At 34.1% G+C, this 25,089-nt stretch carries 28 protein-coding genes, 1 rRNA gene and 1 other annotated feature; of the genes, 2 read left to right on the forward strand and 27 right to left on the reverse strand.

Annotated elements, in window-relative coordinates; all coding sequences use genetic code 11:
- Positions 1-67 precede the first annotated feature (67 nt).
- From LQ622_RS10835 to LQ622_RS10945, 23 genes are all read right to left on the reverse strand, one after another.
- Positions 68-676, reverse strand: a complete 609-nt coding sequence (locus tag LQ622_RS10835) for a class I SAM-dependent methyltransferase (protein WP_239749029.1) — start codon at positions 674-676, stop codon at positions 68-70.
- 82 nt (positions 677-758) lie between these two features.
- The gene (gene rplL / locus LQ622_RS10840) at positions 759-1,121 is read right to left on the reverse strand and encodes a 50S ribosomal protein L7/L12 (RefSeq protein WP_153653597.1); all 363 of its coding nucleotides are present in this window, start codon (positions 1,119-1,121) and stop codon (positions 759-761) included.
- Positions 1,122-1,161: 40 nt separating this feature from the next.
- Complete coding sequence (gene rplJ / locus LQ622_RS10845; RefSeq protein ID WP_025904860.1) at positions 1,162-1,668, reverse strand: 50S ribosomal protein L10; 507 nt, start codon at positions 1,666-1,668, stop codon at positions 1,162-1,164.
- Between the two features lie 42 nt (positions 1,669-1,710).
- Positions 1,711-1,851, reverse strand: a sequence feature (ribosomal protein L10 leader region).
- A 41-nt stretch (positions 1,852-1,892) separates the two neighbouring features.
- Positions 1,893-2,585, reverse strand: coding sequence for a 50S ribosomal protein L1 (gene rplA / locus LQ622_RS10850; RefSeq protein ID WP_037589918.1), 693 nt, complete (start codon positions 2,583-2,585; stop codon positions 1,893-1,895).
- A 114-nt stretch (positions 2,586-2,699) separates the two neighbouring features.
- Positions 2,700-3,122, reverse strand: a complete 423-nt coding sequence (gene rplK / locus LQ622_RS10855; protein WP_025904858.1) for a 50S ribosomal protein L11 — start codon at positions 3,120-3,122, stop codon at positions 2,700-2,702.
- Between the two features lie 147 nt (positions 3,123-3,269).
- Positions 3,270-3,818, reverse strand: coding sequence for a transcription termination/antitermination protein NusG (gene nusG, locus LQ622_RS10860; RefSeq protein WP_025904857.1), 549 nt, complete (start codon positions 3,816-3,818; stop codon positions 3,270-3,272).
- Between the two features lie 14 nt (positions 3,819-3,832).
- Positions 3,833-4,012, reverse strand: coding sequence for a preprotein translocase subunit SecE (secE, locus tag LQ622_RS10865; RefSeq protein WP_025904856.1), 180 nt, complete (start codon positions 4,010-4,012; stop codon positions 3,833-3,835).
- Positions 4,013-4,026: 14 nt separating this feature from the next.
- Entirely contained in the window at positions 4,027-4,167 is a 141-nt protein-coding gene (gene rpmG / locus LQ622_RS10870) for a 50S ribosomal protein L33 (protein WP_075577615.1), read from the reverse strand.
- A 50-nt stretch (positions 4,168-4,217) separates the two neighbouring features.
- On the reverse strand, positions 4,218-4,832 hold the full coding sequence (locus LQ622_RS10875) for a LuxR C-terminal-related transcriptional regulator (protein ID WP_239763343.1): 615 nt from the start codon (positions 4,830-4,832) through the stop codon (positions 4,218-4,220).
- Between the two features lie 78 nt (positions 4,833-4,910).
- Positions 4,911-5,429, reverse strand: a complete 519-nt coding sequence (locus LQ622_RS10880; RefSeq protein ID WP_239775121.1) for an NYN domain-containing protein — start codon at positions 5,427-5,429, stop codon at positions 4,911-4,913.
- A complete protein-coding gene (gene rlmB, locus LQ622_RS10885) occupies positions 5,429-6,175 on the reverse strand; it encodes a 23S rRNA (guanosine(2251)-2'-O)-methyltransferase RlmB (protein WP_239763350.1) in 747 nt (248 codons plus the stop codon). Before rlmB ends, LQ622_RS10880 begins: the two co-directional genes overlap by 1 nt.
- Complete coding sequence (locus tag LQ622_RS10890) at positions 6,168-6,557, reverse strand: Mini-ribonuclease 3 (protein ID WP_037589958.1); 390 nt, start codon at positions 6,555-6,557, stop codon at positions 6,168-6,170. Before LQ622_RS10890 ends, rlmB begins: the two co-directional genes overlap by 8 nt.
- Before the next feature lie 13 nt (positions 6,558-6,570).
- Complete coding sequence (gene cysS / locus LQ622_RS10895) at positions 6,571-7,974, reverse strand: cysteine--tRNA ligase (protein WP_037589914.1); 1,404 nt, start codon at positions 7,972-7,974, stop codon at positions 6,571-6,573.
- Complete coding sequence (gene cysE / locus LQ622_RS10900; RefSeq protein ID WP_025904850.1) at positions 7,958-8,599, reverse strand: serine O-acetyltransferase; 642 nt, start codon at positions 8,597-8,599, stop codon at positions 7,958-7,960. Before cysE ends, cysS begins: the two co-directional genes overlap by 17 nt.
- Before the next feature lie 254 nt (positions 8,600-8,853).
- On the reverse strand, positions 8,854-10,308 hold the full coding sequence (gene gltX, locus LQ622_RS10905) for a glutamate--tRNA ligase (RefSeq protein ID WP_048541341.1): 1,455 nt from the start codon (positions 10,306-10,308) through the stop codon (positions 8,854-8,856).
- A gap of 15 nt (positions 10,309-10,323) precedes the next feature.
- Positions 10,324-10,803 (reverse strand): 2-C-methyl-D-erythritol 2,4-cyclodiphosphate synthase, encoded by a 480-nt coding sequence (gene ispF, locus LQ622_RS10910; protein WP_103360793.1) that lies wholly within the window; start codon positions 10,801-10,803, stop codon positions 10,324-10,326.
- A complete protein-coding gene (ispD, locus tag LQ622_RS10915; RefSeq protein WP_239763355.1) occupies positions 10,796-11,482 on the reverse strand; it encodes a 2-C-methyl-D-erythritol 4-phosphate cytidylyltransferase in 687 nt (228 codons plus the stop codon). The genes ispF and ispD overlap by 8 nt, the downstream gene beginning before the upstream one ends.
- Before the next feature lies 1 nt (position 11,483).
- On the reverse strand, positions 11,484-12,542 hold the full coding sequence (locus tag LQ622_RS10920) for a PIN/TRAM domain-containing protein (RefSeq protein ID WP_037589912.1): 1,059 nt from the start codon (positions 12,540-12,542) through the stop codon (positions 11,484-11,486).
- A gap of 22 nt (positions 12,543-12,564) precedes the next feature.
- Positions 12,565-13,935: a DNA repair protein RadA gene (radA, locus tag LQ622_RS10925; RefSeq protein ID WP_025904845.1), complete on the reverse strand. Its 1,371-nt coding sequence runs from the start codon at positions 13,933-13,935 to the stop codon at positions 12,565-12,567.
- Positions 13,936-14,090: 155 nt separating this feature from the next.
- Positions 14,091-16,544, reverse strand: coding sequence for an ATP-dependent Clp protease ATP-binding subunit (locus LQ622_RS10930; RefSeq protein ID WP_037589909.1), 2,454 nt, complete (start codon positions 16,542-16,544; stop codon positions 14,091-14,093).
- Between the two features lie 16 nt (positions 16,545-16,560).
- Positions 16,561-17,568: a protein arginine kinase gene (locus LQ622_RS10935; protein ID WP_025904843.1), complete on the reverse strand. Its 1,008-nt coding sequence runs from the start codon at positions 17,566-17,568 to the stop codon at positions 16,561-16,563.
- Complete coding sequence (locus LQ622_RS10940) at positions 17,569-18,105, reverse strand: UvrB/UvrC motif-containing protein (protein WP_025904842.1); 537 nt, start codon at positions 18,103-18,105, stop codon at positions 17,569-17,571.
- A gap of 14 nt (positions 18,106-18,119) precedes the next feature.
- The gene (locus LQ622_RS10945; RefSeq protein ID WP_025904841.1) at positions 18,120-18,581 is read right to left on the reverse strand and encodes a CtsR family transcriptional regulator; all 462 of its coding nucleotides are present in this window, start codon (positions 18,579-18,581) and stop codon (positions 18,120-18,122) included.
- 175 nt (positions 18,582-18,756) lie between these two features.
- Between LQ622_RS10945 and LQ622_RS10950 the strand changes: the two genes are divergently transcribed.
- A complete protein-coding gene (locus LQ622_RS10950; RefSeq protein WP_037589906.1) occupies positions 18,757-19,977 on the forward strand; it encodes a NupC/NupG family nucleoside CNT transporter in 1,221 nt (406 codons plus the stop codon).
- A 55-nt stretch (positions 19,978-20,032) separates the two neighbouring features.
- On the opposite strand, the gene pdxT is transcribed toward LQ622_RS10950, so the two are convergent.
- Together pdxT and pdxS are read right to left on the reverse strand one after the other, a co-directional pair.
- Entirely contained in the window at positions 20,033-20,608 is a 576-nt protein-coding gene (gene pdxT, locus LQ622_RS10955; protein WP_037589905.1) for a pyridoxal 5'-phosphate synthase glutaminase subunit PdxT, read from the reverse strand.
- Between the two features lies 1 nt (position 20,609).
- Positions 20,610-21,497: a pyridoxal 5'-phosphate synthase lyase subunit PdxS gene (gene pdxS / locus LQ622_RS10960; protein WP_025904838.1), complete on the reverse strand. Its 888-nt coding sequence runs from the start codon at positions 21,495-21,497 to the stop codon at positions 20,610-20,612.
- A gap of 111 nt (positions 21,498-21,608) precedes the next feature.
- On the opposite strand from pdxS, the gene pdxR reads away from it, so the two are divergent.
- Complete coding sequence (pdxR, locus tag LQ622_RS10965; RefSeq protein ID WP_204188306.1) at positions 21,609-22,997, forward strand: MocR-like pyridoxine biosynthesis transcription factor PdxR; 1,389 nt, start codon at positions 21,609-21,611, stop codon at positions 22,995-22,997.
- A gap of 27 nt (positions 22,998-23,024) precedes the next feature.
- Here the strand turns inward: pdxR and LQ622_RS10970 are convergent, their stop codons facing one another.
- Positions 23,025-24,908 (reverse strand): FUSC family protein, encoded by a 1,884-nt coding sequence (locus LQ622_RS10970; protein WP_239740184.1) that lies wholly within the window; start codon positions 24,906-24,908, stop codon positions 23,025-23,027.
- 87 nt (positions 24,909-24,995) lie between these two features.
- Positions 24,996-25,089 (reverse strand): 5S ribosomal RNA (gene rrf / locus LQ622_RS10975); the annotation flags it as partial.

A 25,089-nucleotide genomic window follows, 5' to 3' on the forward strand; every position in this document is an offset into this window, starting at 1 on the left:
CAAAAGTACACACTTATTGAATATAATTTTTAACATTCTATTACTATATCAGAACAAAACACCAAAATCAAGCTTTTACACTTTTTAAAATGTAATAACCCTTGCTTTTTTCGATTATTTCTGCATTACCAAAAACATCTTGCATTTTTTTCTTTGCAGAAGGCATACCTTGCTTCTTCTGAATTACAACTAATAGCTGTCCACCACTCGATAATACTTCGATGCTTTGCTCAAGAATTTTATGAACAATTTCCTTCCCTGCTCTAATTGGAGGGTTTGTTAATACAAAATCAAATTCTAAATCTAATACACCATCTAAACAGTTACTTACTTTCAACTGAGCATTTTGAATGTTGTTAGATCGTTGATTATCTTTTGCCAAATCCAATGCACGTTCATTAACATCTACCATTGTCACTTCACTATGCGGAAGTACTTTCGCACACATTAAACCTATTGGACCATAACCACAACCCACATCCAATATTTTCTTTTTAGGACCAGGGGGATTTGCATTTAAGAAAGTTGTTACGAGTAAATCAGACCCAAAGTCTATTTTCCCTTTTGAGAAAACACCATGGTCTGTCTGAAGAGAGAGTTTGTTATCGCGATAAAAATAATCGAAACTTTCTCGTTCCGACTTCACGTTTGGATCGTTATCAAAATAATGACTCATTACGCCACCTCTTTATTGATTAAATGAGTAAATAAAAACCCGTTATCATGATAATAACGGGTTTTTTGATTTAATACAGAGATTATTTTAATTCTACAGATGCGCCAACTTCTTCTAATTTTTCTTTTAAAGCTTCAGCGTCTTCTTTAGATAAACCTTCTTTAACAACTTTAGGAGCGTTGTCTACGATTTCTTTAGCTTCTTTTAAGCCTAAGCCAGTTGCTTCTTTAACCGCTTTAACAACTTTAATTTTTGAATCTCCAGCTGAAGTTAATTCAACGTCGAATTCAGTTTTTTCAGCTGCTGCATCTCCACCAGCTGCGCCAGCTGCTGCTACAGGAGCTGCTGCTGTTACACCAAATTCTTCTTCGATAGCTTTTACTAAGTCATTTAATTCTAATACTGACATTTCTTTAATTGCTTCAATAATTTTTTCATTAGACATGATATATATCCTCCATTAAATAGTTTTATTTGTTGCTGAATTATTCAGCACTTTCTTCTTTTTGTTCTCCAACAGCTTTAACTGCATAAGCAAAGTTACGAACTGGAGCTTGTAATACAGATAGTAACATTGATACAAGACCGTCTTTTGATGGTAATGAACCGATAGTGTTAACTTCTTCTGCAGATACAACTTGTCCTTCGATAACACCTGCTTTGATTTCTAACGCTTCGTTTTCTTTAGCGAAGTCAGCAAGAATTTTAGCTGGTTCAACAACTTCTTCGTTTGAAAAAGCAATTGCGTTAGGACCAGTTAATGTTTCTTCTAAACCTTCGATACCAGCAGCTTCAGCAGCACGACGAACTAAAGTGTTTTTGTAAACTTTATATTCGATACCTGCTTCACGTAATTGTTTACGTAATTCAGTAACTTGCGCAACTGTTAAACCACGGTAGTCAACAATAATTGTTGAAACAGAATTTTTAAGTTGTTCAGTAATTAAATCAACTTTTTGTTGTTTAGCTTCAACGATTTTTGAATTAGACATCTCTACACCTCCATATTAATTGTCCGTGCTTTTATGATGAGGTTTCTCAACAAAAAAGCACTTTTTACCCACGGCAAAAAGTGCTTGAATTTTATACGTTCAAGTCAATTTAAGCCTCGGTAGGATCGCTTTTTAAGTTCAAAATTGAACTCCTACTGTCTTAGGTTAAATATTACACATCCAAAACTATAACGCGTTTTGGAGTTGAAGTCAATATTTTTATATTATAATTTAAAGCTTGAAGTATCAACTTTGATACCAGGACCCATTGTTGTTGTAACAGCAACAGATTTGAAATAAGTACCTTTAGATGATGCTGGTTTAGCTTTAGTTAATGTATCTTGAATTGTTTTGAAGTTATCAACTAATTGTTGCTCGTCAAATGATACTTTACCAATAGATGCATGAACAATACCAGATTTTTCAGCACGGTATTCTACTTTACCTGCTTTAATTTCTTCTACTGCTTTTTTGATATCCATTGTTACTGTACCAGTTTTAGGGTTTGGCATTAAACCTTTAGGTCCTAATACACGACCAAGTTTACCAACTTCACCCATCATGTCAGGTGTTGCAACGATTACATCAAAGTCGAACCAACCTTGGTTGATTTTGTTAATGTATTCTTCACCTACATAATCTGCTCCAGCTTCTTCTGCTTCTTTGATTTTATCGCCTTTAGCGAATACTAATACACGTTGTGTTTTACCAGTACCGTGTGGTAATACTACAGCACCACGGATTTGTTGGTCATTCTTACGTGTATCAATGCCTAAACGAAATGCAACTTCTACAGATGCATCAAAGTTAACAGTACTTGTTTCTTTTGCTAATTTAATCGCTTCTTCAACAGCGTATGTTGCAGTACGATCGATTTTAGCAACTGCTTCTTGATACTTTTTACCTTTTTTAGCCATTTTGTTTTCCTCCTTTAGTGGTTTTAGCGGAATGTTACCTCCCACGTGCATTATCATAAAGACAATGCAATAGCAGACAGCGAAATAGCCGCCTGCTTAAACTTTAAAACTCAATTATTCTACGACAATACCCATGCTGCGTGCAGTACCTTCAACGATACGCATAGCTGCTTCTTCAGATGCCGCGTTTAAGTCAGGCATTTTAGTGTTAGCAATTTCACGTACTTGGTCTTGAGTTACTGTAGCAACTTTAGTTTTGTTAGGTTCACCAGAACCTTTTTCTACTTTAGCTGCTTTTTTAAGTAATACTGCTGCAGGTGGTGTCTTAGTGATGAAAGTAAATGAACGATCTTCAAATACTGTAATTTCAACTGGAATGATTAAACCTGCTTGCTCTTGTGTACGAGCGTTGAATTCTTTACAGAATCCCATAATATTCACACCGGCTTGACCTAATGCAGGACCAACTGGTGGTGCTGGGTTTGCTTTACCTGCAGGAATTTGCAATTTAACAACTTTAACTACTTTTTTAGCCACGATGTGCACCTCCTTGATATCGTGATGTGGTCATGGGGTAATGATATTTTACCCTCCCACTCTTCATTTCGTGACGAAATGGTTGCGCATAGTCCGAGCGCGACCTTTAAATAATAACATTGAAATTATGAAATTTCAAGTGTTTTTTTACAACTTTTCAATTTGATCGAATTCAACTTCGACTGGTGTTTCTCTGCCGAACATATCAACAAGTACTGTTAATTTGTACTTCTCAACATCGATTTCTTTGATTTCACCAACTTGGTTACTAAATGGTCCACTTGTTACGCGAACTTGTTCACCTAATTCAACTTCTACGTCGACAGTTTTTTCTACCATACCCATTTGTTTAAGGATGAATTTCGCTTCCTCAGGTAATAATGGATTTGGTTTAGATCCTGCACCTGCAGAACCAACGAAGCCTGTAACACCAGGTGTATTTCTTACGACATACCATGATTCATCAGTCATAATTAACTCAACTAATACATATCCAGGGAAAGTCTTCTTGATTTGTGTCTTCGCTTTACCATCTTTAATAGATGTTTCTTCCTCTTCAGGAATCACAACTCTAAAAATTTGTTCTTGCATGTTCATTGTATCAACACGCTTTTCTAGGTTTGTTTTGACTTTATTTTCATAACCTGAATAAGTGTGCACTGCATACCATCGTTTAGCGCCTATCTCTTCTGACATTTTGCCACTCCTTACTATCTAATCAAATTAATTAATTCTGTAATTCCTAAATCTAATGCATAGAAAAAGATTAAGAAAAAGATTACTGTACACACTACTATTGTTGTATATTTAACAAGTTCTTTGCCAGTTGGCCAACTTGTTTTCTGCATTTCTGATTTTACGCCTTGAAAGAAGTTTTCTTTTTTAGCCATTGATTTTCCTCCTTTTAGATGGATTCTTTATGCAATGTATGCGTATTACAAGTTTTACAAAACTTTTTTAGCTCTAATCGTTGATCTGTATCTTTTTTAGGGACTGTATAATTTCTAGCTCCGCATTTCTCGCAATTTAAAGGGACTTTTCTCATATTATCACCTAATTCATTCTAATCCTAGATTAATATACAAAACAAATCACCTAATTGTCAAACAAAGCTGAAGTAATTTCAGCCTTGTTCAGTTTCTTTTTTAATCTGTATTGTGCGTTGTATATATGTTTCACTGGTAAATCTAGTTCATTTGATATTTCTTTTTTTGTTTTTCCTTGTGCCGTTAATTTTAGAATGTCCGTTTCTATAGGTGATAGTTTATTTGAATCCATCAAATAGGATAGTGAACACTCCGTTAACATTTCATTTTCAAAATCCTGACCATGACCATCTCTAAGACACTCTATTAAATTAATCGAATCACTTTTTGTTTCGTCAATACTTAATGAATCTTTTAATATTTGATACTTTGTACTTTTAACTTTTCTTATATAATCAATTTTAGCATTTTTAATAATGACATTCACACAATGTATAAAGGACTCCTGCTTGTCACAATCAAATGTGAGTGCTTGCTTATACAATTTATATCTTATAATTTGTGCGATGTCCTCTTTATCATTATAAGGTAGTCTCAATGTGCCTACCCGCTTCTGAATGTCACTTTCGAAAACATTTAATAATTGATTAAACGCTTCTTTGTCACCGTTTTGAATATCAGCAATCCATTTTAACAACTGATTATCAGTATTCATGTCATTCATCATGCTCATCCCTTGTTGTTGTTTTGAGCATATTTTACAGAGCGACTTCCTTATAAATCAAACTTCAAAAAATCATTTTTATCGATTATTTCTTCTCCATTTTTCAAATTGCTGTAATACTTCATCTGGCAAGTTCAATCTATTCCTAGGCGTCTTAGTTTTAATTTCTGATAGATGCTTTGTAACTACAGATTCTTGATTTGCAATTGTTGACCACATTTCTCTTGATGAGATTCTATACGCACCTGAACCAAAAATAGCATGTTGTTCACTCATATCACTTGTGACTACTGTAATATGCGTAATATGTTTTCTATATAATTCATACGTTAGTCTTTCGATATAACTATCTGCTGTTTCTTTTCCTTTCGTATAAACAACTTTCACACCGTGCTTAAATCCTACTGATTCAGTACCTTCTACACCATATGCATCAAAAACAACAATCATTTCACCATCATGCTGGGTATTATAATTGATAAGTGTGATTAACAATTTATCTCTCGCTTCTTCTAAAGAAACTTGAGCAATGGAAGACAATTCGCTTGATTGTCCTATTAAGTTATAGCCATCAATAATTAAATAGATATCTTTCATTATGATTGTCCTATTGGATGCCTTTTTCTATAAACTTCATACATAAGCAGACTTGCTGCAACAGAAGCATTTAAGCTATTAACGTGTCCAACCATTGGTAATTTAATATAAAAATCACACTTATTTTTCACTAATCGACTCATACCTTCGCCTTCACTGCCTATAACGATAACAAGTGGCATTCCAGCATCCATTTGTCTATAATCAGTCGCATTCTTTGCATCTGTACCTGCGACCCAATATCCTACTTCTTGAAGTCTTTCAATTGTTTGCGGTAAATTCGTCACGCGAATAACTGGAACATGTTGAATGGCACCTGTTGAAGCTTTTGCTACTGTTGCATTTAACTGCACAGATCTTCTCTTCGGAATAATAATGCCATCAATACCTATTGCATCAGCTGTTCTCATAATAGAACCTAAATTATGCGGATCTTCTAAACCATCTAACATCAATAAGCAAGGTACATGGTCAATATCTTTAGTTTCTGAAATGAAATCTTCTAATTCTTTATATGGATATGGTGCAATTTGAGCAGCGATACCTTGATGTGGAACATCAGTTAAATAATCAATTTTTGATTTAGGTACAGTTTGGACGACTATTTTTTCAGATTTTGCAATTTTTAAAATTTCACCAATTTGTTTCTTATTGATACCTTCTTGAATCAATATTTTATTAATCGTATGTCCTGAAGTTATCGCTTCTTTGACTGCATGCCTACCAACTATAATCGATTCATCCATTGGCTCCCACCCTTTCTTCTGTTATTTCAATCATTTTATTAACGAGTTCTTCCAAGCGTTCTGTTTCATCTATTAAGAATAAATAACCGATGACCGCTTCGATTGCTGAACTTTTTCTATACGTTTGTATATCCGTATTCTTCGCTTTCGTATAACTTTTTGCGTTACGACCTCGTTGTATAATTTCTAATTCTTCTTCTGTAAAAAATTCATTTTCCATCAAAATATTAAGTGCATAAGCTTGTCCCTTTGCAGAAACATATTGTTTAGACAATTGATGTAATCGATTAGGTTTCCCTTTTATTTTAAGGATAATATGCTTTCTGACATACGTATCTAATATCGAATCACCCATGTAAGCTAAGGATAACGGATTTAACATTTTAATTGTTAATTTATCCACGTCTAAACCTCACACCTTGAGCTGTGTCTTCAAGAATAATATTTTGTTCTTTTAGTGCGTCTCTAATTTCGTCCGCTCTTTGGAAGTTCTTAGCTTTTCTTGCTTCATTACGTTCTTCAATTAATGCTTCAATTTCTTCATCAAGCAATTCATTTTGTTTTTTACCTACTAATGGTACACCAAGAACTTCACTAAAGATTTCATACACTTCTTTGAAACGATTAATTGTTTTTGTAGAAGTTGTATTTTCAAGTAAATATTTATTAGCTAATTTATTCAAGTCATACCATGCAGTCATTGCATTAGCTGTATTGAAATCATCATCCATAGATGTTTCAAAGTCTTTTAATATTTCATTAATACGTTCGATATGTTGTTCTGTTTCATCTTCTTCTAATACAGCATGTTGTGCTCTATCAACTAATGATTGATAACTGTTTCTTATTCTTTCTAAACCTCTACTAGCTGCTTGTACAAGTTCTAAATCATAGTTAATTGGATTTCTATAATGCGCACCTACCATAAAGAATCTTAATACATCAGGGTCAATTTCTTTTATAATGTCATGAACTAAAATAAAGTTACCTAATGATTTACTCATTTTTTCATTGTTAATATTTACAAAGCCGTTGTGCATCCAATAATTCGCGAATGTCTTATCATTGTGTGCTTCTGATTGGGCAATTTCATTTTCGTGGTGAGGGAATTGTAAGTCTGTTCCTCCAGCATGGATATCAATCGTATCGCCTAAATGTACTTGTGCCATTACAGAACATTCGATGTGCCAACCCGGTCTACCTTCACCCCATGGGCTATCCCATTTAATTTCGCCTGGTTTAGCTTTTTTCCATAAAGTGAAGTCTAGCGCATCTTCTTTTTGTTCACCAGATTCTATTCTAGCGCCAACTTTTAAGTCATCTAATGATTGATGGCTCAACTTACCATAATCATCAAAACGTCTTGTACGATAATATACGTCACCACCACTTTCATATGCATAGCCTTTTTCGACTAATACAGCTATAAACGCAATAATATCGTCCATGTGATCCATTACTCTTGGGTTCGCTGTTCCACGTTTACAATTTAAAGCACCTGTATCTTCGTAGAATGCTTCAATAAAACGATCCGCAATTTCCGGAACCGTTTCACCTAATTCATTAGCAGCTTTGATTAATTTGTCATCAACATCTGTAAAATTAGATACATATTGTACATCGTAGCCACGGTATTCTAAATATCTTCTTACGACATCAAATGCTACTGTTGCTCTTGCATTACCAATATGAATGTAGTTGTAAACTGTCGGTCCACATACATACATTTTTACTTTTCCTTCTTCGATAGGAATAAATTCTTCTTTTTGTCTTGTTAACGTATTATATAACGTAATCATCAACAATCTCTCCATTCTTCGTCTTTTCAAGTTGACGTTCTAATTCTTTTAATTGTTCATATATTGGGTCTGGTAAATTTGTATGATTAAAGTTCTTACCAATTTTCAATCCATCTTGTTTCACAATTCTACCTGGAATACCAACTACTGTAGAATAATCTGGTACATCTTTGAGAACGACTGAGTTCGCGCCAATATTCACATTGTTGCCGACTTCAATATTACCTAATACTTTTGCACCAGCAGCTATCAGTACATTATCACCTATATCTGGATGTCTTTTTCCACGTTCTTTACCTGTCCCACCAAGTGTTACACCTTGGTAGATTGTTACATTATTGCCGATACGACATGTTTCACCTATTACAATACCCATGCCATGGTCGATGAATAACCTCTTGCCGATTGTAGCACCTGGATGAATTTCAACTCCTGTGAAAAATCGAGCAATTTGAGATATAGACCTTGCTATAAAGTACATTTTTTTCTTAAAGAACCAATTAGCGATCAAATAACTCCATATAGCATGTAGTCCTGAGTAAGTCATAACGACTTCAAATGAAGATCTTGCTGCAGGGTCTTGATCGAAAACCATTTGAATATCATCTTTGACTCGTTTAAACATTTAAATCCCCCCTCAGATAACAAAAAGGCGCCCCTAACAATAATTGCTAGAGGTGCCTTTTTGCACGGTTCCACTCTTTTTAGCATTAAAAAATGCTCACTCTTTTAAATATTAACATCATCATATTTGTAATAAAGGTGCATTCGCTTAAGTAATGTGGCACATTTTCAGCAACCATGTACTCTCTAATTTCACATTAACTAATCTACTTGTCCTTTAAGTCATTTATATAATAATTTCTCGTTCTAAAAAAATCAAACAAAACGTTTTAATCTGTTAAGTACTTTATCTCGACCTAATAACGCAATTGTATTCGGTAATTCAGGGCCATGAGTTTGACCTGAAACAGCAACACGTATAGGCATAAATAATTGTTTACCTTTGATGCCTGTTTCTTTTTGAACAGCTTTAATTGATTTTTTAATTTCTGCTGGTTCAAACGGCTCTAAAGTTTCAAGTTGTTTCACAAGTTCAGCCATAACAGTTGGAACTTGTTCACCATCTAAGACTTCTTGTGCTTCGTCACTGAAATCAAGATGTTCTCTGAAGAATAACTCAGATAAAGGAACAATTTCTCCTGCATAACTCATTTGTTGTTGATATAAACCTACTAAGTCTCTTGCCCAAGATAATTCAGCTTCAGATGGACTTTCAGGTAATAAACCTGCTTTAACCATATGAGGAATTGTCATTTCAAAGACTGTTTCAGAATCTTTTTCTTTCATGTATTGGTTATTAATCCATTCTAATTTTTTCTTATCAAAGAATGCTGGTGATTTAGAAAGACGTTTTTCATCGAAGATTTTAATAAATTCTTCTTTAGAGAAGATTTCTTCTTCGCCTTCAGGAGACCATCCTAATAAACCAATAAAGTTAAAGATTGCTTCAGGTAAATAACCTAAATCTTTATATTGTTCGATGAACTGTAGAATTTGACCATCACGTTTACTTAATTTTTTACGCTCTTCATTGACGATTAATGTCATATGCGCAAATTGTGGAGGCTCGAATCCAAACGCTTCATAAATCATAAGTTGCTTAGGTGTGTTTGAAATATGATCATCACCACGAATAACGTGTGAAATTTCCATGTAGTAATCATCAATCGCAACTGCAAAGTTATAAGTTGGGATACCATCTTTTTTAACGATTACCCAGTCACCGATACCATTTGAATCAAATGATACTTCACCTTTAACGATATCATCGAATTTATATTCTTTATTTTGTGGCACTCTAAAGCGAATACTTGGTTGTCTACCTTCTGCTTCAAATGCTTCTTGTTCTTCTTTTGTTAAGTGTGCGTGTTTACCACCATAACGAGGCATTTCACCTCTTGCAATTTGCTCTTCGCGTTCTGCTTCTAATTCTTCTGAAGTCATATAACATTTATATGCTTTATCTTCAGCTAATAATTTTTCAATTAATGGCTTATAAATGTCGCCACGTTCAGATTGACGATATGGACCGTATCCTCCGTCTTTATTAACAGACTCATCCCAATCTAAACCTAACCATTCAAGGTTAGAAAATTGTGATGCTTCTCCGTCTTCTAAATTTCTGGCTATATCTGTATCTTCAATACGTATAACAAAGTCCCCATTATAATGTTTCGCAAATAAATAGTTAAATAATGCGGTTCTTGCGTTACCGATGTGTAAGTAACCAGTCGGACTTGGCGCGTATCTTACTCTTACTTTGTTACTCATCGTCTCACTCCTGTTTTATTCTTTACTTGTTAATAATACCACAGCTTGTGCTTGTATGCCTTCTTCTCTTCCTAGAAATCCTAATTTTTCATTCGTTGTTGCTTTTACATTTATATCTTCAATAGACACGTCTAATACTGAAGCAATTGCACTTCGCATTTGATCTATATAAGGCCTGAATTTAGGTTGTTCCGCTACAATTGTAGCATCTACATTCCCAAGTTTATATCCTTTTTTCAAAACTTGTTCATAAGATTCTTTAAGCAATAACTTTGAATCTGCATCTTTAAAAGCTGGATCTGTATCTGGGAATAGCTTTCCTATATCTCCTAGACTTGCAGCACCTAGAATAGCATCCGTAATTGCATGGAGCAACACATCTGCATCACTGTGACCTTTCAAACCATGTGTATGTTCAATCTCAAGACCACCAATGATCAATGGTCTTGTTGGATCAAATTCATGCACATCATAACCGTAACCTATTCTAAACATCGCAAATACCTCGCTTCTCTAGTATAGAATGTGCAATGATTAAATCTTCGTGTGTTGTAATTTTGATGTTGTCGTAATCACCATTTGATATATGTACTTGATACCCTGCTCTCTCTACTAACGAAGCATCATCCGTACCTAAGTAATTTTGTGTTTCTGCTTGTTCATAAGCTTCTAAAATTATGTTTCTTTTGAACGCTTGAGGTGTTTGAACTTGCCACATTGTTGAGCGATCGTAAGTTTGTTCAACAACACCATCGATCACTTGCTTGATTGTATCCTTAGCTTGAACTGCTAAAATCACTGCATCTTTTGTTAAGGCATCTTGATATAATTGATTGATTTTTTCTTGTGTAATAAATGGTCTTGCACCATCATGAACCATCACAACTTCAGTATCAATCAATACTTTCAAGACTTCATTAATGCTATGTTGTCTTTCTTGACCACCTGGAATAACACCAGCAACTTTACTAAAGTCCTTTAAATGGTCTTCCATTAATTCAACTTCGTCTGGATGTGCAGCAATAAAAATCTGTTCACATGAATCTATTTCTTGAAACACGGCAACAGTTTGACGAATAATTGTTTCACCGTTAATTTCTAGAAATAATTTGTTGATTTCAGTTCCCATCCTTTTACCTTGTCCAGCTGCAGGAATAATTGTCGTAAACCCCAATTTATGACACCTTCTTCGCAAATATAATTCTACCAGAGGAAGTTTGTAGTAAGCTCATCACTTCAACAGGAATTGTCTTTCCTATATATTCTCGTCCTTTTTCAATGACGACCATTGTACCATCATCAAGATAACCAACTCCTTGATCATCTTCTTTACCTATTTTCGTAATTAATAAATCGAAAATATCCCCTTGGTGTAGTACTGGTTTAATCGCTTCTGATAAATCATTTACATTTAGAACTTTTATACCTTGAACTGCACATACTTTATTCAAATTATAATCTGTTGTAATGATACTTGCTTGATATCGCTTAGCTAAATTGATTAAGAGGGCATCTACATCTTTATGTGTAGACGTTGGTTCAATAATTGAAATCGAGAAATCCGTTTTCTTCAATTCATTTAATATATCTAACCCACGTTGTCCTTTATCGCGTTTAACACTGTCTTTAGCATCCGCAATGACTTGTAACTCTTCAATAACGCCTTGAGGTACGAGGATTTCTCCATCTATAAAATGACACTTCACGACATCTAATATTCTCCCGTCAATAATAGCACTTGTATCTAAAATTTTGGCGTATTTTGAAGTTGTTTGTCTTGTTAAAGAATTTGATATACTTTCTGGAAATAATCGTAAAATTTCTTCTCGTTTTTGCAAACCAATCTGAAAGCCTAGATAACATAAAAAAGCAGCAATAATAATAGGTAAAATATGTTTCAGAACTGGTGCACCGATCATTTCTAATATAAACGAAACCATAACCGCGATCATTAAGCCTATCATGACACCAACTGTGGCGAAGAATATTTCAAGAATACTCCTTTTTAATAAATATTTTTCTCCTTGATCAGCCATGTCTACAATCTTATCAATCAAAAAACCAAACAATAGGAAAATAACAACCGCACCTATAAGACCATCGATATATGGATTTGTCAGTACTTGTTCGGGTTGGATACTAAACGCATTAATCAGTTCTGGAATCACCATAATGCCTAGTGAGGAACCTATGACTAAATAACACAGTATGATTAGTCCTTTTAAAATTTTCATACGTTAACCTCCTAATGGTTAATTATGCATTAAAAGCAATTTTCAATGCTTCTCTTGTTGTTGATACGCCAATAACTTCTGTACCTTCAGGGAATTCTAAACCTTTAATATTATTTTTAGGTATGATAATACGTTTAAATCCTAGTTTAGCCGCTTCTTGTACACGTTGATCAATTCTAGCAACCCTTCTTACTTCACCTGTTAAACCGACCTCACCTACGAAACAATCATCACCTTTAGTAGGTTTATCTTGGAAACTTGAAGCTATCGCGATAACAATACTTAAATCTACAGCGGGTTCACTTAATTTTACACCACCGGCAATTTTGATATATGCGTCTTGTTGTTGTAATAAGAAATTCTCTTTCTTCTCTAATACAGCCATCAATAAGCTTAATCTATTGTGATCAATACCTGTTGCCATTCTTCGTGGATTATGAAAAGTCGTTGGCGTCACTAAAGCTTGTACCTCAACTAAAATAGGTCTCGTACCTTCCATAGTTGCAACAATAGTCGAACCCGATACATGTTTCGTTCTTTCTTCTAAGAACATTTCAGACGGATTTTTAACTTCGTTAAGACCCGTTTGCTTCATTTCAAAAATACCCATTTCATTTGTCGAACCAAAACGGTTTTTGACTGCTCTTAATATTCTGTATGCATGATGTGTATCACCTTCAAAATACAAGACTGTATCAACCATATGTTCTAACAAACGTGGACCAGCAATTTGTCCATCTTTCGTTACGTGTCCAACAATAAATGTAGCAATGTTCATTTGTTTTGCGATATGCATTAAATTTTGTGTACATTCTCTAACTTGAGAAACAGAACCTGGCGCAGAAGTGACTTCTGGGTGGAAGACAGTTTGAATGGAATCTATTACTAATACATCTGGTTTTTCTTTTTGAACCATACTATGTATAATCTCTAAATTCGTTTCAGCATAAACATTTAATTCTCCTGAATCTTCAACTAATCTTTCAGCTCTTAATTTTGTTTGTCTTACAGATTCTTCACCTGAAACATATAAGACATTTTTTTGTTGAGATAAAGCCGCACAAATTTGTAATAACAATGTGGATTTACCAATACCAGGGTCGCCACCAATGAGTACAAGCGAACCTTCTACAACACCGCCACCTAATACGCGGTTAAATTCATTGATTTTAGTCTTAATTCTAGGTGTATCTTCTTCTTTGACGTCTTTTAATTTTTCTATTTTTTGTGCGGGTACATCTGACTTGAATGTATTTTTAGGACCTTTAGTTTCTTTATGTTCTATTGATTCTTCCATTTGGTTCCATGCACCACAATTAGGGCATTTCCCCATCCATTTTGGAGATTGATATCCGCAGGCTAAACACTCAAATATTACTTTCTTTTTGGCCATTCATGTTACCTCCGTATTAATTGAATAGTTATATTTTAAACTTGACTGACATTAAAAACAAATTAATATACTTTAAAATCAATATAAAAGCCCGCAAACTATTATGATAAATAGCTTGCGGACTCATTATAATATTAAATTAACATTGTTGATTTTTAAGCTTTTGAAGTTTCTTCTGCTTCTTTATGATCTGATAAATCAAATTTAAATTCATCATCTCTGTAATCTACAATGACATCTTTACCTACTAAATCTTGTCCAGATAAGATTAATTCACTTAAATTATCTTCGACGTGTTTTTGAATAGCACGTGTTAATGGTCTTGCACCATATTCTGGATCGAATCCTTCATCAGCAATTTTTTCTTGTGCTGAATCTGAAAGCGTAATGTGAATGCCTTGTTCTGATAATCGTTTCGTTAAGTTACCAGCCATTTTATTCACAATTTCTTTAAGATGTGTTTTTTCAAGTTTGTGGAAGACGATAATATCATCTACACGGTTTAAGAATTCTGGTCTAAATTGTTGTTTTAATTCATCCATCATTGTTTTTCTGATAGTTTCGTAATCCGGTCCACTTTCTTTAGCACCGAATCCAACAAATTTAGCATTTTGTAATTCTTGTGCACCAACGTTTGATGTCATGATAATAACAGTGTTTCTAAAGTCTACTTTACGACCTTTAGAATCTGTTAAGTGTCCATCATCTAACACTTGTAACAAGATATTAAATACATCTGGATGTGCTTTTTCAATTTCGTCAAATAGGATAACTGAATATGGTTTACGTCTTACATTTTCAGTTAATTGTCCACCATCATCATGACCTACATAACCTGGAGGAGAACCTACTAAACGGCTGACAGAGTGTTTCTCCATAAACTCACTCATGTCGACTCTGATCATAGCATCTTCTTCACCGAACATTGCATCAGCTAATGTACGTGCAAGTTCAGTTTTACCAACACCTGTTGGTCCTAAGAATATAAAGCTACCAATTGGTCTCTTAGGATCTTTAAGACCAGCACGGGCACGTCTTACTGCTTTAGAAATAGATTTAACTGCATCGTTTTGACCGATTACACGTTCATGTAAGATAGTTTCTAAGTTTAGTAATCGTTCTGACTCAGTTTCGTTTAATTTCGTAATTGGAATACCTGTCCAATTTGCGACAACGACTGCGATATCTTCAGCAGTTACACAAGTGTTTTTCTCACCTTGTGCTTTTTTCCATTCGTTTTTAGTATCTTCTAATTGTTTTTCAAGTTTTGTTTGTTTATCTCTTAAATTAGCTGCATTTTCAAACTCTTGAGAATGTACGGCAGCATCTTTTTCTTTCTTAACTGTTTCTAATTCTGATTCAAGTTCTTTAAGACTTGGAGGTGTTGTATAGTTTCTAAGTCTTACTTTAGAACTTGCTTCATCGATTAAGTCGATTGCTTTATCAGGTAGGAATCTATCTGAAATGTAACGGTCACTCATATTAACGGCCGCTTCAATCGCTTCATCTGAAATATTAATACGGTGATGCGCTTCGTAACGATCTCTCAAACCTTTTAAAATTGCAATTGAATCTTCAGTATTTGGTTCATCAACTGTTACTGGTTGGAAACGACGTTCTAATGCAGCATCTTTTTCAATATATTTACGGTATTCATCTAATGTAGTTGCACCGATACATTGTAGTTCACCACGAGCTAATGCTGGTTTCAAGATGTTTGATGCATCGATAGCACCTTCTGCTCCACCTGCACCAATCAGTGTGTGTAACTCATCGATGAATAACACGATATTACCTGCTTGATGAATTTCTTCCATTACTTTTTTAAGTCTTTCTTCAAATTCACCACGATATTTAGTACCTGCTACAACAGTACCCATGTCTAATGACATAACGCGTTTACCTTTTAATGTTTCTGGCACTTCGTTTTGTACGATTGCTTGTGCCAAGCCTTCAACGATAGCCGTTTTACCGACACCTGGTTCACCGATTAATACCGGATTGTTTTTAGTTCTTCTACTTAACACTTCAATGACACGTGTAATTTCATCTGAACGACCAACTACTGGATCTAACGTACCATCTTGCGCAATGACTGTTAAGTCTCTTGCTAATCCATCTAAAGTTGGTGTTGCTTGATTTTTAGTCGTTTGTGCATTTTTTGAACCTTGCTCTGGACTGCCTAATGATTTAACGACTTGTGCTCTTGCTTTAGTGATATTTAAATCTAAATTAGCAAACACACGTGCTGCTACACCTTCGTTCTCACGAATTAATCCAAGTAATAGATGTTCTGTTCCAACAAATGTATGGTTTAACTTTCTCGCTTCATCCATTGAAAGTTCAATTACTTTCTTAGCTCTTGGTGTGTAATGAATCGCACCAACTTGTTCTTGACCTTGGCCAATTAAGTTTTCAACTTCTTTTGTTACTTTTTCTTCAGTAATACCGAAAGCATCTAGTACTTTAGCTGCTATGCCTTCAGGTTCTTTCATTAAACCTAATAATAAATGTTCCGTACCTATATTTGAATGATTCAATCTCATTGCTTCTTCTTGTGCATGCGCTAATACACGTTGCGCACGTTCTGTTAATCTACCAAATAGCATAAACTAACCTCCTATTTTATATATGTTCTCTTAAAAAGGTTGCTCTTTGTTCATCTACAGATTGTTCCGAGTCATTACCTTCAAAGAATGGTGTTTGTATTGTAACCATTAAATTATCAAAATTAAAGTTATTACTCTCGATATGTCCTAAATCTATACCCAGTTTCATTTCACTTAATCTTAATGAAGCTTCTTCAACAGATATTAATTGTGCAGATTTCAATATACCTTTCGCACGATGAACTCTGTCTTTTGTTTCCATATGATTAAAGCGATCAAGTCTTTGTCTAATTTGTTCTTCTTCACTAATGATTTGTTCAACAATTTGTGTTAAATCTTCAATGATTTCTTCTTCAGTCTTACCAAGTGTTAATTGATTAGATATTTGATACACATGACCAAGTGCACCTGTACCTTCACCATAAATACCTCGAATCGTATATCCGAATCTATTGATAGCTTGTCCAATTCGTTTCATACGTTTCATGATGCTTAAGCCAGGTAAGTGCAACATAACACTCGCTCTTAACCCTGTTCCAATGTTCGTTGGACAAGTCGTTAAAAATCCATGTTGTTCATCATAAGAAATCGTTAGATGTTTATCAAGCTCATCATCTAATTTAGATGCTGTTTCATACAACTCGTTTAGCACGAGATTATGGCCCATAACTTGTATTCTAACGTGATCTTCTTCGTTGATCATAACACTTGTTGATTCATCTTCATTTAATAATACTGCACCAAATTTCTGTTTTGTCAGTGCTGGGCTAATAAGATGTTTGAACACGAGTTTATTCTGATCTAGTTCACTTAAATCTGATAACTTAGTCAATTTCAATTCTGATAATGCTTTACTCACTTTTTCTATTACTTTGTTGCCTGTTTCGTCATCTTCTTCATATTTGAGCGGATGAACTTCGTCTTGAAGGTTACGTGCAAGTCTTATTCTAGAACTCATGACAATTGGCGTGTCTTCTGTTTCTTTCATCCAATCGCTAATATGTTCATTCATATGCTCTTCCATTTACTCGACCTCACCTTCTGCTTTCAATGCTTTTATTTCATCTCTTACAACTGCTGCATCTTCAAAGGCTTGCTCTTCAATTAAGCCTTGGAGTATTTTTTCTTTCTCTGCAATTTGTTGTTTGAGTTGTATTTTACTTCTTGAAGATACAGGTATTTTACCTGTATGCTCCCCACTGCCCGCTTGAACTCTTCTAATAATTTGCGGTACATCATCTTTAAAAGTTTCATAGCAGTCATGACAACCAAACTTACCAACTTTAGCAATATCTGTTAAAGTCATGCCACAAGTAGGACAGTGCTTTTCTTCTTGTGGTTGAACTTGTTTAAAGTTAATACCATGTTTACCTACTAAATATTGTAGAAATTGGTTCACAACAAATTCTTGGTCCAAATTTTGATCACTCATATGATCATCTTGAAAATAAAAATGTTCTGAAGCACAGTTTTTACATATCCATTGTTCTGTTTTATGTTTCTTACCTGTTGATGTTAATTGAATTGTTGCTTCTTCTTTACCACAAATTTCACAAAGCATACTGTCACTCCTTTTTAACTATAATGTATGACGGCAAGTATACGTTTCAATATATTTGCTCGAATAATATCTCTATATGGTATTTCTATTTGCAATGTATCTCTATGAAGCGTTTGAACAATCATTTTTTTCTCTCTATCTGTAATTAAGTCATTTTCATACAAACCATCCACAATTCTAAATGCATTTGCTTGTGAGATTTGATCACCTGTCAATTCAATTAGATGTCTAATGAATGCTGATTGACTATTCGTTTCAACTTTTGAAATACGAATGTAACCACCGCCGCCTCTTTTACTTTCTATAGCGTATCCGTGCTCATTTGTAAATCTTGTTTTTATAACATAGTTTAATTGGGAAGGTACACAATCAAACTTTTCAGCAATATGTGCACGTTTAATTTCAACGACATCTCCTTGAGCCTCCTCTAGCAATTGCTTTAAGTATTGCTCAATGATATCCGACATGTTGTGCATTAATTCATCACCTCTTTTGACCTTCTTTGACTATATTATATGTTCTGTTGTTTATTATTTCAATTAATTTGTTTCTTTAAAAATTTTTAAAATTTTATACCGCTTTCAAAAGAAATAAGTTATCATATAAGGTAGGTTATGATTGAGTATAAACGAAGGGAAAGGTGTGTCAATTATGCATTATATTATCGGGATTATCGGTATCTTATTATTCCTATTTCTAGCATGGTTAGTAAGCTCTGATAAAATGCGTGTTAGATGGCAGTATATAGGATTAATGATCGTAATCCAGTTTATATTTGCTTTCTTATTATTAAAAACAACAGGTGGATTAACTATCATAGGTGGTATTTCAAGTGGTTTTGGCTACATCATAGCAAAAGCTATGGAAGGGATAAACTTCGTATTTGCGGGTATTGCAAATATCGATCCTAAGACAGATAAGCCTGTTTCAGTTTATTTCCTTAACGTATTAATGCCAATTGTGTTTGTATCAGCACTTATCGGTATTTTACAATATCTTAAAATCTTACCTCTTATCATTAAATATTTAGGTTTAATTATTTCTAAAGTTAATGGTATGGGTAAATTAGAATCATATAATGCGGTCGCATCTGCAATTTTAGGTCAATCAGAAGTGTTTATTTCTATCAAAAAACAACTTCCATTAATTCCTAAACATCGTATGTATACATTAACAGCTTCAGCTATGTCTACAATATCTGCATCAATCGTTGGTGCATATTTTACGATGGTTGAACCGAGATACGTTGTAACAGCTATCGTATTAAACTTATTTGGTGGATTTATTATGGCATCCATTATTAATCCATATACAGTAGATCCAAAAGAAGACGACATCATGATTCAAGAATCAGAAGAAAAACAATCATTCTTCGAAATGTTAGGTGAATATATTTTAGATGGTTTCAAAGTTGCCGTTATCGTAGCAGCAATGTTAATCGGTTATGTTGCATTAATCGGACTATTAAATGGTGTTACATCTAACATTTTAAGTTTCGTTTCTGGCGGTTCAGTATCATGGGACTTCCAAACATTAATCGGATTTGTATTTGCACCATTTGCCTTCTTAACAGGGGTTCCTTGGGCAGATGCAGTACAATCAGGTAGTATTATGGCTACTAAAGTTCTTTCAAATGAATTTGTTGCGATGGGTATTCTACCTGATGCAGATATTTCAGAAAGAGCAAATGGTATCATTTCAGTATTCTTAGTTTCATTCGCAAACTTCGGTTCTATTGGTATCATCGCGGGTGCTGTTAAATCATTAAATGACAAACAAGGGGATAATGTCGCGCGCTTCGGTATTAAATTATTATACGGTGCAACATTAGTATCATTCTTATCAGCTACAATCGCAGGATTTTTCTTATAATAAAAAGAAGCAGTCTACAGAACAATAATCGTTCTGTAGACTGCTTTTTTGTTTGTTATACTTGCTCTGTTTGGTATTGTTTTACGATTTCTTCAATGAAATACGCCATTATTTTGTAGTCTTCAGTAAGTTCCGGATGGAATGAAATACCTAAGTATTGATTTTGTCTTACAGCTACAATTCTATCTTCGACCTTAGATAATACCTCAACACCTTCATGAGCTGATTGTATGTGAGGTGCACGTATAAATACGGCATTAACCGCTTCTTCAATACCTTTAACATCTAAATCTTGTTCAAAGCTATCTACTTGTCTACCAAATGAATTTCTCTCAACTACAACGTCCAATTTATTTAAATGACTTTCTTGGCCAACTACTTCTTTCGCTAAAAGTATTAACCCAGCACAAGTTCCATACATAGGTAATGAACTATTTCTTAGTGCTTCTGTAAAGCCGTATAAATCCATTAAACGACGCATAGTCGTTGATTCTCCACCAGGTAAGACTAAACCATCAATTTCATCTAATTGCTCTACATGCTTAATTGTAATACCTTCATGGCCAGCTTTTTCAATATGCTTTATATGTTCTCTTACAGCACCTTGTAAACCTAAGACACCTATCTTCATATTACCATCCACGCTCTTGCATACGTTCTTCTAATGATAATTGATTGATGTCTAAACCTTTCATAGCTGGTCCTAATTCTTTAGACAATTCAGCAATTAATTTATAATCTTGATAATGTGTAGTTGCTTGAACAATTGCTTTAGCAAATTTTTCTGGAGCTTCAGATTTGAAAATACCAGATCCAACGAATACACCATCAGCACCTAATTCCATCATTAACGCAGCATCAGCTGGCGTTGCAACCCCACCTGCTGCAAAGTTTACAACTGGTAAACGACCTAAATCTTTAATTTCTTTTAATACTTCATATGGTGCACCAATATTTTTAGCTTCAGTCATAATTTCGTCGTCACTCATCACAACTAATTTACGCACTTCTGCGTTCACTTGTCTCATATGACGAACTGCTTCAACTATATTACCAGTTCCTGGTTCACCTTTCGTACGTAACATTGCAGCACCTTCACCAATTCTACGTGCAGCTTCACCTAAATTACGGCAACCACAAACAAATGGCACTGTAAATTCATCTTTTTTCAAATGATATTCTTCATCAGCTGGTGTTAACACTTCTGACTCATCAATATAATCAACGCCCATTGATTCCAATACGCGTGCTTCTGTAATATGACCAATTCTACCTTTAGCCATAACAGGAATAGATACAGCATTCATAACTTCTTCTACAATACGTGGGTCAGCCATTCTTGCTACCCCACCTGCTGCTCTAATATCAGATGGTACGCGTTCTAATGCCATTACAGCAACAGCACCTGCTTCTTCAGCTAATTTAGCTTGTTCGGCATTAACCACATCCATGATTACGCCACCTTTTTGCATTTCTGCCATACCTCTTTTAACTTTATCTGAACCAGTAATTTTTGACATCGAAAAACTTCCTCCTTTTAAATCGCTTACTAGTAGGTTATACTAAATTCTGAACTGGTAAAAGAGTCAGATTTATCAAATAATTAGTGGTCAGTTTTCGAGGTGAATAAAATGGAAATGCTCATGTTCGACATCAATAGGAAGATTAATACGCCTATATACATACAACTATATGAAAATATTAAAAAAAACATTATTAACGACGTTATGAGGTATAACGAAAAATTACCTTCAAAAAGGCAATTAAGTCATTATTTATCAGTAAGTCAAACAACGATAGAACACGCTTATCAACTACTTTGCGATGAAGGTTATATCTATAGTAAAAATCGTTCTGGCTTTTATATTAATGATATCGTTAATCTACCGGTAACCTATAAATCCAAGATTCCTGAAGCTCACTATATAGAAGAACAAAAGTATCAATATAGCTTTAAACTAGGTGCAATAGACAAAACGCATTTCCCGAATGACCTTTTTAGAAAATACGCTAAAGAAGCATTTGATGAACAGCAAATAGATTTATTAGATAGTGGCCATAAACAAGGTGATTTTAATTTAAGAAAAGAAATCAGTTATTATGTCTTTCATAGTCGTGGCGTAAATTGTTCTCCAGATCAAATTGTCGTTGGGTCGTCAACAGAGCAGTTACTATCCATTATTACGGATATCATTTCAGAGTCTAAATATATGATAGAAGATCCATTATACAAACAAGTGAGAGATTTATTAAAAAGAAAACATATCCCATTTGACTTTATCCCCGTTACGCAAAATGGGATTGATATAGAGCAAATTATCAAGACGGATAGTGATGTTGTGTATATAACGCCAAGTCATCAATTTCCAACTGGTGTCATTATGGACTTAAAACGACGAACACAACTCATCAAATGGGCTTCAGAACAAGACAATCGTTTTATTATTGAAGATGACTATGATTCAGAGTTTAGATATAGTGGAAGGCCGATACCAGCTCTACAAAGTTTAGATCATTCAGATAGCGTCATATATGTTAGTACGTTCTCTAAATCTATTTCGCCCTCGTTACGTGTGGCCTATGCTGTACTTCCGAAAAATTTAATTGCTTTATATCACAAAAAGACAAACATAGAAGGTGGCACCGTACCAAGACATACACAATATATGTTAGCAAGGTTTATGAATGAAGGACATTTCGAAAGACATTTAAATCGCATGAGAAAAATATATCGAACTAAAAGAGATATCATACTCGAACAACTCAAAAAATACCCTGAAACCTTTTCGATTTCAGGGGAATTAACGGGAATGCATTTTATATTAAATGTTCATAATGGTTTATCTTTAGAGGAATGTATAAGAAAAATTGAAGCATGCAATATCGATATTAAACCCCTCTCTCATTATCGCTTTAAACAAACTGATGAGAAACCTCACTTTGTTCTCGGATTCGGTGGTATTAATATTGAAGATGCCAAAACACATATCAATAGTTTAATAGAATGTTTAACCAAATAAAAAAAGACTTCATCGCGAAGTCTTTTTTTATTTGCTATGACTTAAACTTTGTAATTTCATTAGTTCATTTCTAATACTTGTATATTCTTTTAATTCTGGTAAATCAATTTTTTCATAGTCTGCATTAAAGACCACTTTCTTACAAATATTCTCATAAGTCGCTAAATAAAGTCCTAAGTCATGGTCTGATAGCGTCGTAATCTTACCTTGTGCATAAGCTCTTTCTAACGTAAATGCTAATTGTTCAACTGTAAATATAATCGGATAAACATATTCAATCTTTTTAACTTTGTTATCCATTTCATTCAACGCAGCTTGATACATTGCCTTCGTATTCATGATCTCAGTGTGCAAATCTGTGATGACTTTTGATTTTGCAATATTATGATGATACTTATTAGAAGAAAATATTGCATGAAACAAACTTGCTTGTAGTTTTAACGTATTATTAATCGTCTTAGGTAATTTTTTAGATGCTTGATTTCTTCCTACTATCAGTACACCAATTAAACCTATTACTGAACCAATTACAACATCAACAATTCTTGGCATCACTAAATATGTATCGAAATGTTGAGTGATTGCTGCTGACATTAAAAGAACATTCGGCGTGATGAATGTGACTGCAATTGTATAATTAAATGCGACTAATAACTCAGCTGTCCCCATCAAGATGGCCATTAGTATGACAATCGTCCATGTATTAGGCTCAAATGATAAAATTAAAATTGCGACTAACATACCTGTAATTGTACCTACTGTTCTTTGCAATGCTCTTTGGATTGTAGAGAGTGATGATGAACCTAATAATACAGAACAACAAGATATTGGTATCCAATATGCTCTTTCAAACCCCATACCAAATGCAATAATAACTGAAGTAAATAATATAATTCCATATTGCATCGAAGACATTAAAACTAATGAATCTCTTGATAAATTTTCTTTAATAATTCTTGAGTACATCGGTTTTCTATAAATAATTTGTTTATCAAATTGTAAATTCTTATCGTTAAGAATAATGACTGTATCATTAATTAATTCAGCTAATGACTTTATGTAAGAGCTCTCTCCATCATATTTAATCGGTACATATTGAGCAGATTCATTTCCTGCAATTCTAAGCTGAATATAAGTAAGTGCTTCACTTATTTCTATTGGTAACTCTTTATAACCTTGAGAAGATAATTCTAAACAAGCAGACCATATAGCTTCACCGCGCCCTTTTAACTGCAACATTCTATTATAACCATGCGTTTTATTCCAAAAAGCATTAGCTGTCGTCAAAGTATTTGTTGCATGATGTATCGCATTTAAAGTATTACTACGTGCATCATCAAATTTTTTCCCACTAAAATTTTCAGTTAAATATGCTAAATTTTTATAAATATTTGATACACTTTCAGCTTCCGGTTTTTTATGATTAAACATTGCATCAACAATTACAACAATTGTACTGACAATACCACCACATAAAACAAGTAATCCTCTGTTTAGGAAATCTTCAGGCATAATTGGCATAATAGAAGCTACACTATATGTAAGTACAAAGAATAAAGAAGAAGGACCAGGTATTTGAAAAGCTTTTAAAACGAAATGACCTATCATCCCTATAAGTCCTAATACTAATGCATATAAAAATGGAATCGTTATTGTAATCGTTCCTAACATGATACAAACACTTAATACTATAGAAACTGCTATAACTTTTCTAATTCGTGAAGGATATGACCCATTAATAATGTATATATTACTAAATGATCCTAATAACGCAGTTAGTCCTAGATCGAATCTTCCAAGTAATACACTTCCAGCTAAAATGATAAAAACAATAATAGCTTGCATAAATGCTTTTTTAGTTGCAAGATTGTTCTTATTCACTTTAAACATCACATCAAAATACTTTTTCATGTTATATCTCCTCTCACAATTTTCAAGCAAAAAAAAGAGACCTAACAGGTCTCGAGTGCGGCTCATCGCATCCATTTATAAATATTTGCCCGGCAACGTCCTACTCTCGCGGAACGTAAGCCCAACTACCATCGGCGCTAAAGAGCTTAACTTCTGTGTTCGGCATGGGAACAGGTGTGAC

The organism is Mammaliicoccus sp. N-M50 (assembly GCF_022386995.1).
GTDB lineage: Bacteria > Bacillota > Bacilli > Staphylococcales > Staphylococcaceae > Mammaliicoccus > Mammaliicoccus sciuri_A.